The 15808-nt window shown below is 57.4% G+C and carries 14 protein-coding genes; 3 read left to right on the top strand and 11 right to left on the bottom strand.

The window, feature by feature from the left end; genetic code table 11:
- Positions 1 to 32: 32 nt before the first annotated feature.
- From QP965_RS00135 to ctaC, 9 genes are all read right to left on the bottom strand, one after another.
- Entirely contained in the window at positions 33 to 1136 is a 1104-nt protein-coding gene (locus QP965_RS00135) for a glycosyltransferase family 4 protein (protein ID WP_284843754.1), read from the bottom strand.
- Positions 1137 to 2180 (bottom strand): C40 family peptidase, encoded by a 1044-nt coding sequence (locus QP965_RS00130; protein WP_225746705.1) that lies wholly within the window; start codon positions 2178 to 2180, stop codon positions 1137 to 1139.
- A gap of 113 nt (positions 2181 to 2293) precedes the next feature.
- Positions 2294 to 2923: a C40 family peptidase gene (locus QP965_RS00125; protein ID WP_239278971.1), complete on the bottom strand. Its 630-nt coding sequence runs from the start codon at positions 2921 to 2923 to the stop codon at positions 2294 to 2296.
- Between the two features lie 954 nt (positions 2924 to 3877).
- A complete protein-coding gene (qcrB, locus tag QP965_RS00120; RefSeq protein WP_239228194.1) occupies positions 3878 to 5500 on the bottom strand; it encodes a cytochrome bc1 complex cytochrome b subunit in 1623 nt (540 codons plus the stop codon).
- Complete coding sequence (gene qcrA, locus QP965_RS00115) at positions 5500 to 6720, bottom strand: cytochrome bc1 complex Rieske iron-sulfur subunit (RefSeq protein ID WP_198491715.1); 1221 nt, start codon at positions 6718 to 6720, stop codon at positions 5500 to 5502. The genes qcrB and qcrA overlap by 1 nt, the downstream gene beginning before the upstream one ends.
- The gene (gene qcrC / locus QP965_RS00110; protein ID WP_225746703.1) at positions 6717 to 7604 is read right to left on the bottom strand and encodes a cytochrome bc1 complex diheme cytochrome c subunit; all 888 of its coding nucleotides are present in this window, start codon (positions 7602 to 7604) and stop codon (positions 6717 to 6719) included. The genes qcrA and qcrC overlap by 4 nt, the downstream gene beginning before the upstream one ends.
- A gap of 53 nt (positions 7605 to 7657) precedes the next feature.
- A complete protein-coding gene (ctaE, locus tag QP965_RS00105) occupies positions 7658 to 8269 on the bottom strand; it encodes an aa3-type cytochrome oxidase subunit III (RefSeq protein ID WP_431831072.1) in 612 nt (203 codons plus the stop codon).
- Between the two features lie 546 nt (positions 8270 to 8815).
- Complete coding sequence (ctaF, locus tag QP965_RS00100; RefSeq protein ID WP_049377673.1) at positions 8816 to 9247, bottom strand: aa3-type cytochrome oxidase subunit IV; 432 nt, start codon at positions 9245 to 9247, stop codon at positions 8816 to 8818.
- 19 nt (positions 9248 to 9266) lie between these two features.
- The gene (gene ctaC / locus QP965_RS00095; protein ID WP_005324460.1) at positions 9267 to 10340 is read right to left on the bottom strand and encodes an aa3-type cytochrome oxidase subunit II; all 1074 of its coding nucleotides are present in this window, start codon (positions 10338 to 10340) and stop codon (positions 9267 to 9269) included.
- Positions 10341 to 10730: 390 nt separating this feature from the next.
- Here ctaC and asnB point away from each other — a divergent pair, with 390 nt between their 5' ends.
- A complete protein-coding gene (asnB, locus tag QP965_RS00090) occupies positions 10731 to 12653 on the top strand; it encodes an asparagine synthase (glutamine-hydrolyzing) (RefSeq protein ID WP_284843753.1) in 1923 nt (640 codons plus the stop codon).
- Between the two features lie 64 nt (positions 12654 to 12717).
- Here the strand turns inward: asnB and QP965_RS00085 are convergent, their stop codons facing one another.
- Positions 12718 to 13062, bottom strand: coding sequence for a HesB/IscA family protein (locus QP965_RS00085; RefSeq protein ID WP_005324455.1), 345 nt, complete (start codon positions 13060 to 13062; stop codon positions 12718 to 12720).
- Between the two features lie 141 nt (positions 13063 to 13203).
- On the opposite strand from QP965_RS00085, the gene QP965_RS00080 reads away from it, so the two are divergent.
- A complete protein-coding gene (locus QP965_RS00080; RefSeq protein WP_225746698.1) occupies positions 13204 to 13896 on the top strand; it encodes a DUF3043 domain-containing protein in 693 nt (230 codons plus the stop codon).
- A 12-nt stretch (positions 13897 to 13908) separates the two neighbouring features.
- A complete protein-coding gene (locus tag QP965_RS00075; RefSeq protein ID WP_284843752.1) occupies positions 13909 to 14703 on the top strand; it encodes a nicotinate-nucleotide--dimethylbenzimidazole phosphoribosyltransferase in 795 nt (264 codons plus the stop codon).
- 7 nt (positions 14704 to 14710) lie between these two features.
- Here QP965_RS00075 and QP965_RS00070 read toward each other — a convergent pair whose 3' ends face one another.
- Positions 14711 to 15808, bottom strand: coding sequence for a branched-chain amino acid aminotransferase (locus QP965_RS00070; RefSeq protein ID WP_284843751.1), 1098 nt, complete (start codon positions 15806 to 15808; stop codon positions 14711 to 14713).

Below are 15808 nucleotides of genomic sequence, written 5' to 3'. Positions count from 1 at the left end.
CAGAATATACCGACAACCGGGTTAGGGTCACATCAAGACATCAGCTGCCGCAATCGCTGCCCCATTATCCGCCACGTCCAATTCTCTTCTACATGGCGACGCCCCGCCTGCCCCATGTGAAGCCTACGCTGCGGGTCGGCCAAGAGAGCTTTCAACGCTCCAGCTAGTTCCGGCACAGATCCGCCCTTGACGACGACCCCCGTCTCCCCTGTCACCGTCTCTGGTGCACCACCGGAGTCTCCGGCAACAACTGGCAAGCCGCACGCCTGCGCCTCCAAATAGACGATGCCCAAGCCCTCGACGTCTAGCCCTCCGCCACGGGTGCGTGCCGGCATGGCAAAAACATCCGCTGCGTGCAAAGCAGTCTCAATGCTTTCCGCTTCCTGAATCACTGAGTCTGGACAGTAGATTTCCGCCAATTGTTCTAAAGCCGCGCGGTAGCGTCCGCGCCCAATAAGTAGGAGCTGTGCATCCGGAAATTCTTCACACACGAGAGGCATAGCGCGTAGAAGCTGATCCTGCCCCTTGCGTGGAACGAACCGCGAAATGCAGACGATGGTCGGCCCGCTGACTCCGAACTCTGCCTTTGCCGCTGCACGTTGCTCCGGCGTGGCTGGAGAAAGGCCCTCCACACTCACTCCGGAAGGCAGGTGCTCCCAGCACGGGTTCGGTCCAAATGGTCGACGCAACCGACGCAGGGTGTAGTCGGAGATATAGGTAATCACATCAGCATAGTCACCAATGCGGCGCAGGCACTGCCGAGCAACGGGCACCATTGACCACCCCACTTCGTGCCCGTGCGTCGTAGCTACTACACGGGTCGCCCCCGCCTCTTTTGCAGCCTTGCCCATCAAAGCAAGGGGCGCGGCTGCACCAAACCAGACGATGTCAATATTTTCTGTGCGGATGATCTCCTGCATCCGACGAACCGTGGCAAGCGTCGGCAACATCACACGGCGAGGCCAGCGGATGACCTTGTAGTCCACCGCGGCATCGAATTCCGCCGGTGATTCCTGGGTTGAGGCAAAGACTACGACATCGCGCGGATCTAAGGTTGCTACGAAATCGCGCAGGTAAGACTGAATCCCGCCAATCTTGGGCGGAAAGTCATTAGTTACCAGCAGAACGCGGGCCACTTAGTACCGCGCCGTTCCGGTAATCGGCATAGATTTCAACGGCACCACCTGAACGGGCACGCCATAGGTAGAGGCATGGACTACCTGACCATTACCGATATACATGCCGACGTGAGTTACGCCAGGGTAATAACCCACGATATCGCCCGGCTGTAGGTCTTCCAACGGTACCGATGTGCCACCTGCAATCTGAGCCTGCGACGTACGCGGAATGGACTTACCAATCTGCTGATACGCCCAGAACATCAATCCAGAGCAGTCGAACTGGTCGGGTCCAGCCGCACCCCAGCCATATGGGGCGCCCAGCTTCGACAAGGCAGCCGAGACAGCACCATCAGCTACCTCCCCCAGATCCATATCCGGCTTATCAGATCCGCCGAATTGGCCTTCCCAGGCCTCGCGCTGCTGCTCATCGAGAGCGTCCACCTGCTTCTCGATGTCCTTTTGCTGCTTTTCCAACTCCTCCTTTTCCTTGAGAAGCTCCTCGCGCTGCTCTTCCAGCGCCTTCTTTTCCTCGCGCACCTTCGCGGCGGCATCGGCAGCCTTATGCTTTTGCTCTTCCGCCATGGAAGCGGCATTAGCCTTTGCATCAAGAGTGCGCTGGGCCTTGCGGGAAAGCGCGCCGAGGTAGCCCATGCGCTCTACGGCATCGGAGGGATCTTCTGCAGCCAAAGCTCCAGACACTGCCGAACGGGAATCACCGCGGTAGCGCGACTGTGCGATGCCATTGACACGGTCCTGCTGGGTGGAAACATCCCCCTTCGCATCGTCCGCCCGCGTTTGTGCCTCAGCGGCGGCCTGCTCGGATTCAGCAACCTCAGCCTGCTTCTCCTCAAGCTTGACCTCGAGCTCTTTTACTTCTTCGTTCTTGGCAGAAACTTTGCGCGCAACTTCTCCTACGCGCTCCACCAAGGCGTCTACATTTTCGGTGGCACTCTCCTGTTGTGGAGCGGCCTCCTGCGCAACAACCTGCGAAATCCCAGAAACCGACGTAACAGCAAGAGCCGCTGCAAGTGCAGCTGCAGGAAGTACTCGTTTAGACACGTAAGGACCCCTAGACTAAGAAATTTTAAAAATCGTACTAACTATAGCGGGTTTTACCCCCTGATGCACGACAAAGCCCTCCCCGCGAAGGGGAGGGCAAGATCCGCCGCTTCTTAGAAGCGAACTGCGGAGTGAATCGGCATGTAGTTCAGGTCGCGCTCCTGAACCGGCACGCCGGAGTTAAGGGCGTCGATGATGGTGCCGTGGCCGGTGTAGATACCAACGTGGGAAGCGCCACCGTAGTAAGCGATGATGTCACCCGGCTGCAGCTGATCCAGGGATACCGGGGTACCGGCGGCAGCCTGTGCCTGAGAGGTACGCGGGATCTCCTTGCCAGCCTGAGCGTATGCCCAGCTGGTCAGACCGGAGCAGTCGAAAGCGTTCGGGCCAGCGGCGCCGTATACGTACGGAGAACCGATGACGGAGCGGGCTGCTGCCAGTGCCTTCTGGCCAACGGTCTGCTGTGCCGGGGCGGCTTGCTTGTGGCCAGCTGCTGCGTAGTTGGTGTTCTGCTGGTTAGAAACCTGACCCAGGGACGGAACGTAGCGGTCAATGTTCGGAACCTGGTCAATGTTCGGGACGTTTTCCAGGCCTGCTACCTCAAAGCGGTAGTCGGTATTAGGTACGACGACCTCTGCTGCCTGTGCGACGCCCGGTGCGACGACTGCTGCGGTTGCAGCCAGTGCTGCAGTAGATGCGATGCGACGGGTGTTCTTAATGCCCTGACGACGGTGCTGTGCCATGAGTAAAACTCCAAATCTTCCTGCGCGCCTACTTCCCTAATAAAGGAAGCTCTGACCCTGGGGGACTAGCGTTCGTTGGGAATCCGTTCCTTTAGGATTTCCTCCACTCGGCCCCTCAGTAGGAAGGGCCAGATGCGGCGCTGTAATTCTTCTGTTTAGATTGAGCACCTTTTCGGGCGGTAACTCAATGTCTCGAATAGGTTACGAAATCATCACAAGCAATGTCCATTCGCGACACCAAAATAACGTTTGTTATCGCTTCGTTACCTTCCGTTGACCTTGCCGAGATTTAACCTCCATATGGATGTTAGCACCCGCCAGAATCCACCGCCTCGAGACCATAAGCTGCACAAATGACAGCGGATGCTGGACATCCGACCAAGAAGTGTCCTCGCTAAGAGTTAGCTTAACAATTAAGACTTTTCTAATTTGTGACTTTCAACACTACGCAATTTTGACAGTCCCTCCTCCCCCACGATGTCACTCCTTTAACGCACGTCTAGAGCCTCGCTTTCATCACGACGGCGCCCCGCTTTGCCACCTTTCCTTGCGGTCGTTTTAGCCAAACCGTTTCTTGAAGCCCCAAAGGCACTCAAACGACGAGCGCAGCGTACCTCTAGACAATAAAGCCTTTCGGCATTCACACCCACCTGAGCCCACGCACTAGGCTCCTGAAACTGTAAAGCACGACAAAACCGCAAACTATCGACAATCCGCGCACCAGAACATGTACTAAACCGGCTGCACAACAAGCTTCAGCAGTTCTTCAGATGCTTCTAGATTCATAAATACTCACAGGCACGCAACAGCTCCCCTTCAACAACTCCTGTAGCAGCCAGAAGGATGAGGACTGGGGTCGGAATCTATCTGTACATACGCAAACCGCCCTTGCTCCTTCAGCAGGAGCAAGGGCGGTTCTGTGAGCGCGTTTCGAGTAATCCTCAGGAAAAGCGGCTAAATGCGGCCGTTTTCCTCGTCCTCACGGCGGTTAGCCTCGTTGAGGCGGCGGAACATCTCCGCTTCCTCGTCGTGGTTATCCGAGTGGATTTCGTGCACTCGGTGCATGAGGGCCGAATCATCAGGGCTGAAGGTGCCCTGGGTCTCGGAGTCAGCGAGTCCGAGGTGGTTCAGCTGCTTCGGCACCTGAGCGCCTGCATACTCGAGCGGAACCGGGTGGCCTTCGGCATCAACCGGGCCGAGCGGCTGGTGAACCTCGATGAAGGCACCATTCGGCATCTGCTTGATAACGCCGGTTTCAATACCGTGCTCGAGAACCTCCCGGTCAGAGCGCTGCAAACCAACGCAAATGCGGTAGGTCATGAAGTACGCAATCGGAGGAAGCACGATGAGGCCAATACGACCAACCCAGGTCATAGCGTTCAGCGAAATCTGGAAGAAGTGTGCCACGTGGTCGTTACCACCGGACAGGGTGACCAGCAGGAAGAACACGATGGCAGCAGCGCCGATAGCGGAGCGGGTAGGAACATCGCGCGGACGCTGCAGCAGGTTGTGGTGTGCATCGTCACCGGTGAACTTCTTCTCCAAGAACGGGTACGCCATTAGCAGGACGACCATGAGGCCACACAGCAGAGCTACCCAGAACGCGGAAGGAATGGTGTAGTTGCCAATGTAGAGTTCCCAAGCCGGCATGACACGGGCAACACCATCAGTCCACAGCATGTAAATATCCGGCTGAGAACCAGCGGAAACCTGGGATGGGTTATAAGGTCCAAGTGTCCAGATGGCGTTGATGGTCAGCAGACCAGACATCAGCGCCAGTACGCCAGCAACCATCATGCCCATACCAATAGCCTTGGTGGCGAAGACCGGCATAATGCGGACGCCAACGACGTTGTTCTCCGCACGGCCCGGTCCAGGGAACTGGGTGTGCTTCTGGAACCAAACCATAATCAGGTGGGCTGCAATCAGGCCAAGGATGATGCCCGGAATAACCAGAACGTGCAGGATGTAGAAACGATCCAGCATCAGGTCGGACGGGAAGTCACCGCTAAAGATTGCCCAGTGCAGCCAGGTGCCGATAATCGGCAGACCCAGGATGATGGCGGACATGATTCGCAGACCAACACCGGAAAGCAGGTCATCCGGCAGGGAGTAACCAAGGAAGCCCTCGATCATGCCCAGCAGGATAAGTGCGCAACCGATAATCCAGTTTGCTTCACGCGGACGACGGAACGCGCCAGTGAAGAAGATACGCAGCATGTGCGCAACCATGGACATCATGAACAGCAGAGCTGCCCAGTGGTGCATCTGGCGCACGAACAAGCCACCACGAACTTCAAAAGAGATATCCAGCGCGGTGGCGTATGCGCGGGACATTTCTACACCATTAAGCGGTGCATAGGTGCCGTCGTAAATGACCTTGGTGATGGACGGGTCGAAGAACAGCGCCAGGTAGATACCGGTCAGTACAAGAATGATGAAGCTGTATAGCGCCATCTCACCAAGCATGAAGGACCAGTGGGTCGGAAAGACCTTGTTCAGCTGAGTCCTCAACACGCCGGCGGCGCTATAGCGCTCATCCATGTTGTTGCCCATTTGGGCGAGTTTATTGCTCATTATGACTTACGCTCCCAGAATGCCGGGCCGACAGGCTCAATGAAGTTGCCCTGTGCAACGAGGTAGCCCTCGTCATCCACCGTGATAGGCAGCTGTGGCAGTGCGCGGGCAGCCGGGCCGAAGACCGGCTTACCGTACTGCAAAGCGTCGAACTGCGACTGGTGGCACGGGCACAGGATTCGGTTGGTCTGCGCCTCATACAGAGAGGTCGGGCAACCGATGTGGGTACAGATCTTGGAGTAGGCGTAGTAATCGCCGTGGTGGAAGTCTTCCTGACCTTCGCGCTCGATTGCCTTCTGAGCGTCGTTGTGACGCAGGCGAATCAGCATGACCGCATTGCGGTTGCCGTGAATCGAGTGCATGTGGTGCTCGTAGACATCGCGCTCGGCATCGTACTTGTCGCCATCGTTAACGTCTTCTTCTGCCAGCGGGAAGACGGTCTCCATGCCGCCTGCCGCCAGATCCTCCGGGCGCACACGAACCAAGCGGGTAACACCCTTGGTGCTGTAGTGCTCACCGGTTTCGCCAGAGTGCTTCTCGGCAATAGTACCGGTGTCGCGGGCCAGGTAAAGCTTGACACCTTCATTGTGCAGGGTCCAACCGGAAGTCCACAGGGTGCCGTCGCCGGCATAGTTCATATTGTGGCGAACCTTCCAAGGGTTCTTGATTGCGCCACCAAGCGGAGCAATCACGGTTAGACCGAACAGAACGCCGGCGCCGCCCAGCAGACCCTGAACGGTCTTGCGGCGACCAAGAGTCGAGGTCTTCCAAGAATCGTTCAGAAGGGCGGTCAGGGTACGGCGGTCAACCTCTTCGGAAGGACCATCGTGACGACGCTGAACGGAGATCTCCTCCGGGAGAATCTTCTTAACGTACTGGACGATGGCGATGCCCAAGCCACAAATTGCGAGGGCTGCAGTAATACCTAGCAACGGAGTGTAGAGAGTGTGCCAAATGTGGCCCTCCTCCCCCAGCTGCTTGTACTGCCACGGCCAGAACAGGTAAACGCCAAGGAATCCAAGGCCGCCGATGACGGACAGGAACAACCAGATAGCAACGTTACGTCCAGCGCGCTTTTCTGCTGGGTCGCCTTCGACTGGGAAACGCTCCTTGCGGAACGCAACGGTGACGTCGTCGAGCTCGGTACCAAGAGCAGCGAGTTCATCGTTGCTCATCTTGTCGAGCTCAGCGTTAGTGTAATTCTTCTTCACATTGCTCATGAGCGCGATCCAATCCACATAGCGGCAGCGCACAGGGCGCTAATGCCGATGATCCACATTGCCAGGCCTTCCGCTACTGGGCCGAGACCACCAAGGTCCCAACCTGCTGGGGAAGGAGTTTCCTTTGCAGACTTGAGGTAGGCAATAATGTCCTTCTTCTCGTCTGCGGTCAGCTGGCGGTCAGAGAACTTAGGCATGTTCTGCGGGCCGGTCAGCATAGCCTGGTAGATCTCCTGCTCACTTGCCGGAGCCAGCTCCGGAGCGAACTTACCGGAAGATAGTGCGCCGCCCTGGCCGGTGAAGTTGTGGCAGGATGCGCAGTTCATGCGGAAGAGCTCGGAGCCCTTCGCTATGTCTTCTGCCTGGATTTCGCCGTTATAGTTAGCACCACGCAGCGATTCTTGGGCAACGCTTCCGTCATCGTTGTAGACAATGTCAGCGCCGCCGCCGTTGGCTGCAACATATGCAGCCAACGCCAGAGTCTGCTGCTCAGTGTAGCGGGGAGCCTTGCGCTCTGCCTGTGCGTCGTTAGACATCATCGGCATACGGCCGGAGTGCACCTGGAAGTACACGGAACCAGCACCGACACCAACGAGGGACGGACCGCGACCTTCGATGCCCTGCAGATTGGCACCGTGGCAGGTGATACAAGCGGTGTCATAGATGTCCTTACCCTCTTGGACGAGGGCTTGGTCATCTTTTTCCGCCGTGGCGACCTGTGCGTCCGGGGTCAAGGCAGAAGCCAAGACGCCCGCACCGGACAGGCCAATCGCCAAAGCGAAGCCACCGGCAAGGGTGCGCTTCGCCTTGCGGCGACGGCGGGTCTTCTTAGCCGCCGCAGTGGTCTGCTCCACTGCCACGGACTGCGAATTGTTATCCATCATTTTCCTTTAGATAACTCGAACACGGGAGGACTGTTTGGGGATCTTGGCCAGTGCTACTGAACCAAGTAAATAACGGTGAAAACGCCGATCCACACAACGTCAACGAAGTGCCAGTAGTAGGACACTGCCATTGCTGCGGTCGCCTGTGCCGGCGTGAACTTGGACTTAGCAACGCGCGCGAGAATGATTGCAAAAGAAATCAAACCCGCGGTCACGTGCGCAGCGTGGAAGCCGGTGATGATGTAGAACACCGAGCCAAAGACGCTGGCCTGGATAGTCACACCTGCGTGAATCAACTCGGTCCACTCGAACGCCATGATGCCCAGGAACACAACGCCCAGTACTAGCGTCACGGTGTACCAGAGTCGAAGCTTGTAAACGTCACCCCTTTCTGCGGCAAACACACCGAACTGCGAGGTCACAGAAGAAGAAATCAGCACTGCCGTAATGAGGAAACCCATGGGCAGGTTGATATGAGCGGTGTGCTCCGCCCAATCGCCTTCCTGACCGTTTGCTCGCGAGGTAAACCACATCGCGAACAGTCCGGCAAAGAACATCAATTCCTGAGACAGGAACACGATGGTGCCCACACTGACCATATTGGGTCGGTTCAGTGAGGCAGCACGTGGTGCTGTCATACCTTGGTTAGAAACTACGCTCGTCACAGTGGCTATTATGGCTGTTCCGGGCGCTGAAGTCACCTCGATTCCCCCCGTTATCTCTATTCGTTTTTGATGCTTTATCCAGTAAACGTTCAGCGCGAATACGTGAAAAACTTTATTTTTCCAATCGGGAACTTTTCGCCCTGCTTTACGACGCCCCATTGACGCAGGTGACACCACACGTCGGGCCCCGCCCTGAAATTCCGAAGTATCTCAGACACCCGACGCCCCCACTTATCGATATTCCTATCGGAGTGCCAGACCCCATTGTCTGGAGAGATAAATCACATTCCGCGAGCCCCCTAAACGCCCAGCTTTACAACTTTCGAACGACCCCCGCAAAAATCTACTCCTACGTGGCAGAATGCAGAAGAAACGCTATCGCGTACATGCGGAATAGTCAGTTACCCCTCCCCCACCGGTAAATCTTTTTGGAACTTTCGGGAACTTTCTGACGGCGCGAACGACGCTGGATCGCCAAAGCCCTCCTAGCCATGACGACTAGGAGGGCGGAGAAGTTTTAGGCAGGGATTCCTTTATATCGAGGAATTAGTGCTTTTCCTTCGGCAGGCCGTACTGCAGGGACAGGCCGGTGCAGGCCGCGATGAGGCAAACAGCGCCGAGGGCAATCAGCCAGAAGTAAAGGAAGATGACACCCAAGCCAAGGATGCCGATTGCGCCGGCCATGGCCAGCGGCCAGATGGAGCTTGGGGAGAAGAAGCCCAAGATACCGGCAGCATCTTCGGTTTCCGCTTCTTCCCAATCTTCTGGCAGGACGTCACTGCGGTCATCAGTGAAGTGGAGGTAGGCACCTAGCATCATGCACAGCAGGAAGGCGAGGAACATTCCCACGATGCCGACCCACTCGGCACCGTAGAGGTAGCCGTCATCCTTAACGAAGGTGACGCCGAAGATGTAGACAATCAGCGAGACAAGAAGGTACGTCGCGATTGAGTAAAAGACTTTCGATGTTGCACGCATTGTGTTGTGTCCTTATCTCTTATGCCGCGGTGTTCACGTAGTTGTCGCCCTTAGCGGTATCACGCTCACCGGAGAACGGGTGGGTGGTTACCGCATATGGGTCCTGGCCGATTTCTTCCAGAGCTTCCGCGTTGGTGGCTTCTGGGTTGTCCTCGCGGAACTTCAGGTAGGTGTTGAAGTCCTCCGGAGAGACAACGCGGATTTCAAAGTTCATCATCGAGTGGTAGGTACCGCACATCTCAGCACAACGGCCAACGAATGCGCCCTGCTTCTCAATCTTTTCTACCTGGAAGCTACGCTCCTGAGCGTTTGCCTCAGGGTGTGCGTAGACGTCACGCTTGAACAAGAACTCCGGTACCCAGAATGCGTGGGACACGTCGCCCGAAGCGAGACGGAATTCAATCGCGGTATCGGAAGGAAGAACCAGAACCGGAACCTCTTCGGTGGTACCGACGGTCTCAATCTTATTGTAGTTCAGGTAGGAAAGATCGCCCATGGACTTGCCGTGGATTGGGTTCGGGTTGTCCACACCTTCAGGGTCGTGAGCGGTCTTCTCTGCCTCAGCCTGACGCTCCTTATCGGCACCGTCGTAGTTCTCACCATTGACATGGTTCTCGGCATAACCGAACTTCCAGTTCCACTGGAACGCGGTGACGTCGACGACAACCTTCGGATCCTTATCCAAGGCGGTAACCTTCTGCTGAGTCTGAACAGTGAAGAAGAACAGGCCCATGATGATAAGGATCGGGACGATGGTCAGAACCATCTCCAGCGGAACGTTGTACTGAATCTGGCGCGGGAACTCGCCCTTGCCGTCCTTCTTTGCCTTCTTCGCGCTCCAGCGGAAGATTGCAGTGAGGAACAGGCCCCACATAATAAAACCAACGATCCATGCGGCAACCCAGACCCAAATCCAGAAGTTGTACATGGCCTCCGCCTCAGGGGTAATGCCCTTCGGCCAACCGAATCCCAGGAGGTTCTCTACAGCAGTTGGCGCCTGAACGTCACAACCTGCCAGAGCGAGTCCACCCAGGGCAAGTGCGCCAGCTACGCCCGCCTTACGGGCAAAGGTGCGCTTATTACGCTGTCCCACGTGTGTTCTGCCTTTCTGTCCACACAAAACTTCTCGAATACTCACAGAGCACTCTTACCCAATCAGAATAGAGGATAATTGCCAGATTCCCAGCCTGTTTAAAGGCACAAAAGGGCACCTAGTGCGCTCATTTCATATTCCCTTTCTGGTAGGTTACCGCCCCACCTGCACAATGTTCCAACCGCACCCCCAGTAGCCATAGACTCCGTGTGTGACAATTCACAGGAACACCGTGGAACCATCATCCGAAAGTTCGCACCCCTATCGGGGAAGCTAATTCCAAGGTAGTCGGCAGGTTTCCTTAAGCCGTGGCGTGTTCTGGTTTCACGCTCTCTAGCCGTAAAGTGGGTGACTAGCAATAGACGCTTATATATAAGGAGCAATCTTTACATGTGCGGACTTCTTGGCATGCTCGCCGCCACAGGCAACGTAGATAAGTACGTTGACGCGCTGGAACGTTCCCTGCCCTGCATGCGCCACCGCGGCCCAGATGCGGCCGGCACGTGGCATGACGGCGATGCCGCGTTCGGCTTCAATCGTCTGTCCATTATCGACCTGGAGCATTCCCACCAGCCTCTCCGCTGGGGTCCGGAGGACCAGCCCGACCGCTACGCCATGACGTTTAACGGCGAAATCTACAACTACGTAGAGCTACGCGAGGAGCTCAAAGGCCTCGGCTACACCTTCCACACCGAGGGCGATGGCGAGCCCATCGTGGTGGGCTACCACCACTGGGGCAAGGACGTAGTCAACCATCTGCGCGGCATGTTCGGCATCGTCATCTGGGACACCCACACCAAGACGATGTTTGCCGCTCGCGACCAATTTGGCATCAAGCCGCTGTATTACGCCACTACCGAGGCGGGCACCGTTTTCGCTTCGGAGATGAAGTGCATCCTTGAAATGGCAGACGAGATTGGTCTAGAGCTCAACCTTGACCGACGCGCCATTGAACACTACGTCGACCTGCAGTACGTCCCGGAACCAGAATCCCTCCACGCGAATATTCGCCGCGTAGAATCCGGCTGCACTGTTACCCTTCGTCCAGGCGAAGACGTTGTCGCCGAGCGCTACTTCAAGCCTCGCTTCCCTGTGCAGCAGGTTAAGCAAGGCGAAGAGCAACAGCTATTTAACCGCATTGCAGAGGCGCTCGAAGATTCCGTCGCTAAGCACATGCGTGCCGACGTCACCGTGGGTTCCTTCCTATCCGGCGGCATTGACTCCACCGCTATTGCCACTCTGGCCAAGCGCCACAACCCAGATCTACTAACCTTTACCACCGGCTTCGAGCGCGAGGGCTATTCTGAGGTCGATGTCGCGGCAGAGTCCGCAGAGGCTATTGGCGTGGAGCACATCGTCAAGATTGTTTCTCCTGAAGAATATGCCGAGTCCATCCCGAAGATCATGTGGTACCTGGACAATCCGGTGGCTGACCCCTCGCTGGTTCCGCTGTACTTTGTGGCGCAGGAAGCCCGCAAACATGTCAAGGTAGTTCTTTCCGGCGAGGGCGCGGACGAGCTCTTTGGTGGCTACACCATCTACAAGGAACCACTATCCCTCGCGCCGTTTGAGAAGATCCCGTCGCCGCTTCGTCGCGGACTGGGCAAGCTCTCCCAGGTTCTACCGGAGGGCATGAAGGGCAAGTCCCTGCTTAATCGCGGCTCGATGACGATGGAAGAGCGCTACTACGGCAACGCTCGTTCCTTCAACTTTGACCAGATGCAGCGCGTTATCCCGTGGGCAAAGCGCGAATGGGACCACCGCGAGGTTACCGCCCCCATCTACGCCCAGTCCAAGGACTTTGATCCGGTTGCCCGCATGCAGCATTTGGATCTATTCACTTGGATGCGCGGTGACATCCTGGTCAAGGCCGATAAGATCAATATGGCCAACTCGCTGGAGCTGCGCGTGCCATTCTTGGACAAGGAAGTCTTCAAGGTTGCCGAATCCATCCCTTATGACCTGAAGATCTCGCACGGCACCACCAAATACGCCCTGCGCAAGGCCATGGAGCAGATCGTCCCGGCGCATGTTCTACACCGCAAGAAGTTGGGCTTCCCAGTGCCGATGCGCCACTGGCTGGCCGGCGATGAGCTATACGGCTGGGCCCAGGACACCATCAATGAATCCCAGACCGAGGACATCTTCAATAAGAAGGAAGTTCTTGAGATGCTCAAGGAACACCGCGATGGCGTTTCCGATCACTCCCGCCGCTTGTGGACCGTGCTGTCCTTTATGATCTGGCACGGCATCTTTGTGGAAAAGCGCATCGATCCGCAGATCGAGCAGCGCGACTACCCTGTCAAGCTCTAAGAGCCTTCCACACGCAAAAAGAGGGTGGGTGCCAGTGGCACCCACCCTCTTTTTGTCCTTCTATTTAGTTGAAGGAATCGCCACAAGCGCAAGAGCCGGTGGCATTTGGGTTATCAATGGTGAAACCCTGGGACTCGATGGTGTCAGCGAAGTCAATCTTGGCACCGGTCAGGTAGGGAACGGACATCTTGTCCACAACGAGGTTTACGCCGCCTACCTGATCAACCTTGTCACCGTCCAAGGTACGGTCATCAAAGTAGAGCTGGTAGCGCAGGCCAGCGCAGCCACCAGGCTGGACGGCAATGCGCAGAGAGAGATCGTCGCGGCCTTCCTGATCAAGCAGCGCCTTTGCCTTTGCGGCTGCTGCTTCAGTCAGAATGACGCCGGTTGCGGAAGCTGGAGCGGTCATCACTTCTCCTCAATAAGTATTGGATTCGTTGCCACTACCCTACCCGGTTAGTTCAGGTGGGAAAAGGTAGCCCATACCTACAACACCATCTGGGCCGGGCCTATTCCCCTATTCACACCTAAACCTTGTAGTGTGAGGAGCGTGAAACTCCCGTGGCAAAAAGATGACAAGACCTCCACTGAACCCGCCCCTGTACAGGACAAAGCTCAGGCCAAAGTTCAGGAAGAGCCCCAGCGCAAGGGCTACACCCCACCGAAGGGTCGTCCTACGCCAAAGCGCGCAGAGCAAGAGATTGCGCGCGGCGTAAAGCGCGATCCCAATGGCATGTCCGATGCGCAGCGCTACCAGCACCGCAAGGACATGAAGAAGTCCATGAGCAAGGACGAGTGGAAGGAATATAAGAAGAAGGAGCGCCAAGAGCGCCAGCAGGCCAACCGCGAGCAGCAGGCCCGCATGGCAGAAGGCGATCCGCGCTTCCTCCCCGCCCGCGACCAGGGTGAAGTGCGCGCCTATGTGCGCGATTGGGTGGATGCCCGCCGCAGCCTGAGCAACTGGGTCATGCCGATGGCCTTGGTGCTCATCGTGGTCATGTTCTTGACCTACGCGGTACCCAGCATTGCAACAATCATCAACGCGGTAGCGATGGTTATCCTCGTAATCTTCGCCATCGAGGGCGTCATTTTGGCCCGCCGCTGCAATAATGCCGTGCGCGCCAAGTTCCCTGGCACCACCGAAGCCGGCTTTAGTCTTGGTTTTTATGCGTATTCTCGCGCCAGCCAGCCGCGCAAGTGGCGCATCCCGCGCCCCCGCGTGGAGCTCGGTGCTGACGTTTAGGGGGGACTACTCATGGCCATTCCGCAGCCCGATAAGCAGGCACATACCGCACAGGACGCGCAGCTCGCCCCTTGGGGGCGCCTGACCGACGCCGCTCAATGGCTGGCTGCTTGCCAAGGCGCGGCACCTGCCCATGAGCCGCGGCGCGTACGGGCCGTGATTTTCGCGGATCAAGAGACCTCGCTTTCGGCCGCTGAGACCGCTGCGCGTCGCGCCGAGGCCGGGCTGAATGTAGTCACCGTGACGGATTATTCCCAGGCCTACAGCCTTGGAGCCGCAACAGCGGATGCGGAAATTGATGCCGGGGCTGACCTACTGATTCCCGGCGGCGAAGAGCTCGCCCGAGTACCGGCCGTGGTAATGGCAACTATGACGCAGACGGAGCCGGTAGTGATCGTCGGCAAGCAGCGCAGCGTGGAAGACTGGAAGCGCGAGGTCTGCGCTGTCCGGGACGCTATGTTTCGCGCCCGTAACCTCGAAGGCATGGAGCTGGTTGAATCGTGCCAGTCCACGGTGCTAGCAGCCACGGTGGGGTTCATTGCCCGAGCCGCGGAGCGCCGTACGCCCCTGCTTATCGATGCCCCCTTGACCGCCACCGCCGCGCTCCTTGCCGAGCGCGATAACCCCGGCGTGAAAGAATGGCTTTTCGCCACCACGCTGTCCACTGCCCCTGCGCATAAGTTGGCACTGGAAAAGCTAGGGCTCCACCCCCTGCTTGAACTGGGAATGGAGCCACAACCTGCACTAGGCGCGCTCGCGGCGCTGCCAATGTTGCTGACCGGAGTGGAGATCGCTGCGGACGCCTAACCGGGGACTACTTCACTAGGGTATGGAGCCAACCGTGGGTATCCTCCACTGCGCCGCGCTGGATACCGGTGAGGCGCTCGCGCAGGGCCATGGTGATCTCCCCCGCTTCATTGCCATTGACCTGGAAGTCGGCAGAGTCTCCCAACACGTGACCCACCGGCGTAATAACCGCGGCAGTGCCACAAGCAAAGGCCTCTGACATAGCGCCGGATTCGGCATCGCGCTGCCACTCTTCGGCAGTAATGCGGCGCTCGGTGACCTTGTAGCCCACATCCTGTGCTACCTGCAATAGGGATTCGCGGGTAATGCCGGGCAGCAAAGAGCCCGATAGTTCTGGTGTAACAATCTCCGCGCTATCACCAGAGCCATACACAAACATCAGGTTCATTCCGCCCATCTCCTCGATGTAGCGGCGCTCAATGGCATCCAACCAGACCACCTGGTCACACCCCTTTTCATCTGCCTGGGCCTGCGCCAAGAGCGAGCCTGCATAGTTGCCCGCAAACTTGGCCGCGCCGGTGCCGCCAGGGGCTGCGCGCACGTAGTCAGTGGATAGCCACACCGAAACCGGCTTGATTCCGCCGCTGAAGTAGGAACCCGCTGGGGAGGCAATGAGCACATAGCGGTAGGAATTGGCGGGGTGAACGCCCAAGGAGACCTCGGTGGAGATCATAAACGGGCGCAGGTACAGCGCTGCTTCCCCGCCGGCTTCTGGTACCCAGTCCTTATCCACCTCAACCAATTGGCGCAGGGACTCAATAAACTCCTCCTGCGGAAGCTCCGGCATAGCCAGGCGCTCAGCGGAGTTGATTAAGCGCTGCGCATTGTGGTCCGGCCGGAAAGTAGCGATAGAACCATCCGGCTGTCGGTAGGCCTTGATGCCCTCAAAGATCGCCTGGCCATAATGGAATACGTTGCTGGCCGGGTCCATACTCATCGGACCGTACGGACGCACCTGAGCATTGTGCCACCCCTTTTCTTCGGTCCAGTCAATGGTGACCATGTGGTCTGTAAAGTGCTTGCCAAAGCCGGGGTTGGCGAGGATATCGCTCAATTCTTCCGCGGACGTGGGGTTATCGGTACGAGTAATCGTGTAATCAAGCAT

Origin of the sequence: Corynebacterium sp. MSK074, from assembly GCF_030229735.1 — a bacterium.
Lineage (GTDB): Bacteria > Actinomycetota > Actinomycetes > Mycobacteriales > Mycobacteriaceae > Corynebacterium.
The sequence above is the reverse complement of the archived record's forward strand: the minus strand, read 5'-3'. Positions and strand labels throughout refer to the sequence as shown.

Excerpts from the sequence above, each read along its gene's own strand:
- QP965_RS00085 (WP_005324455.1), bottom strand. The coding sequence starts at position 13,062 with ATGACCGCTCCAGCTTCCGCAACCGGCGTCATTCTGACTGAAGCAGCA.
- QP965_RS00125 (WP_239278971.1), bottom strand. The coding sequence starts at position 2,923 with ATGGCACAGCACCGTCGTCAGGGCATTAAGAACACCCGTCGCATCGCA.
- QP965_RS00070 (WP_284843751.1), bottom strand. The coding sequence starts at position 15,808 with ATGCTTGATTACACGATTACTCGTACCGATAACCCCACGTCCGCGGAA.
- qcrB (WP_239228194.1), bottom strand. The coding sequence starts at position 5,500 with ATGAGCAATAAACTCGCCCAAATGGGCAACAACATGGATGAGCGCTAT.
- ctaF (WP_049377673.1), bottom strand. The coding sequence starts at position 9,247 with ATGCGTGCAACATCGAAAGTCTTTTACTCAATCGCGACGTACCTTCTT.
- qcrA (WP_198491715.1), bottom strand. The coding sequence starts at position 6,720 with ATGAGCAATGTGAAGAAGAATTACACTAACGCTGAGCTCGACAAGATG.
- QP965_RS00075 (WP_284843752.1), top strand. The coding sequence starts at position 13,909 with ATGGCCATTCCGCAGCCCGATAAGCAGGCACATACCGCACAGGACGCG.
- asnB (WP_284843753.1), top strand. The coding sequence starts at position 10,731 with ATGTGCGGACTTCTTGGCATGCTCGCCGCCACAGGCAACGTAGATAAG.
- qcrC (WP_225746703.1), bottom strand. The coding sequence starts at position 7,604 with ATGATGGATAACAATTCGCAGTCCGTGGCAGTGGAGCAGACCACTGCG.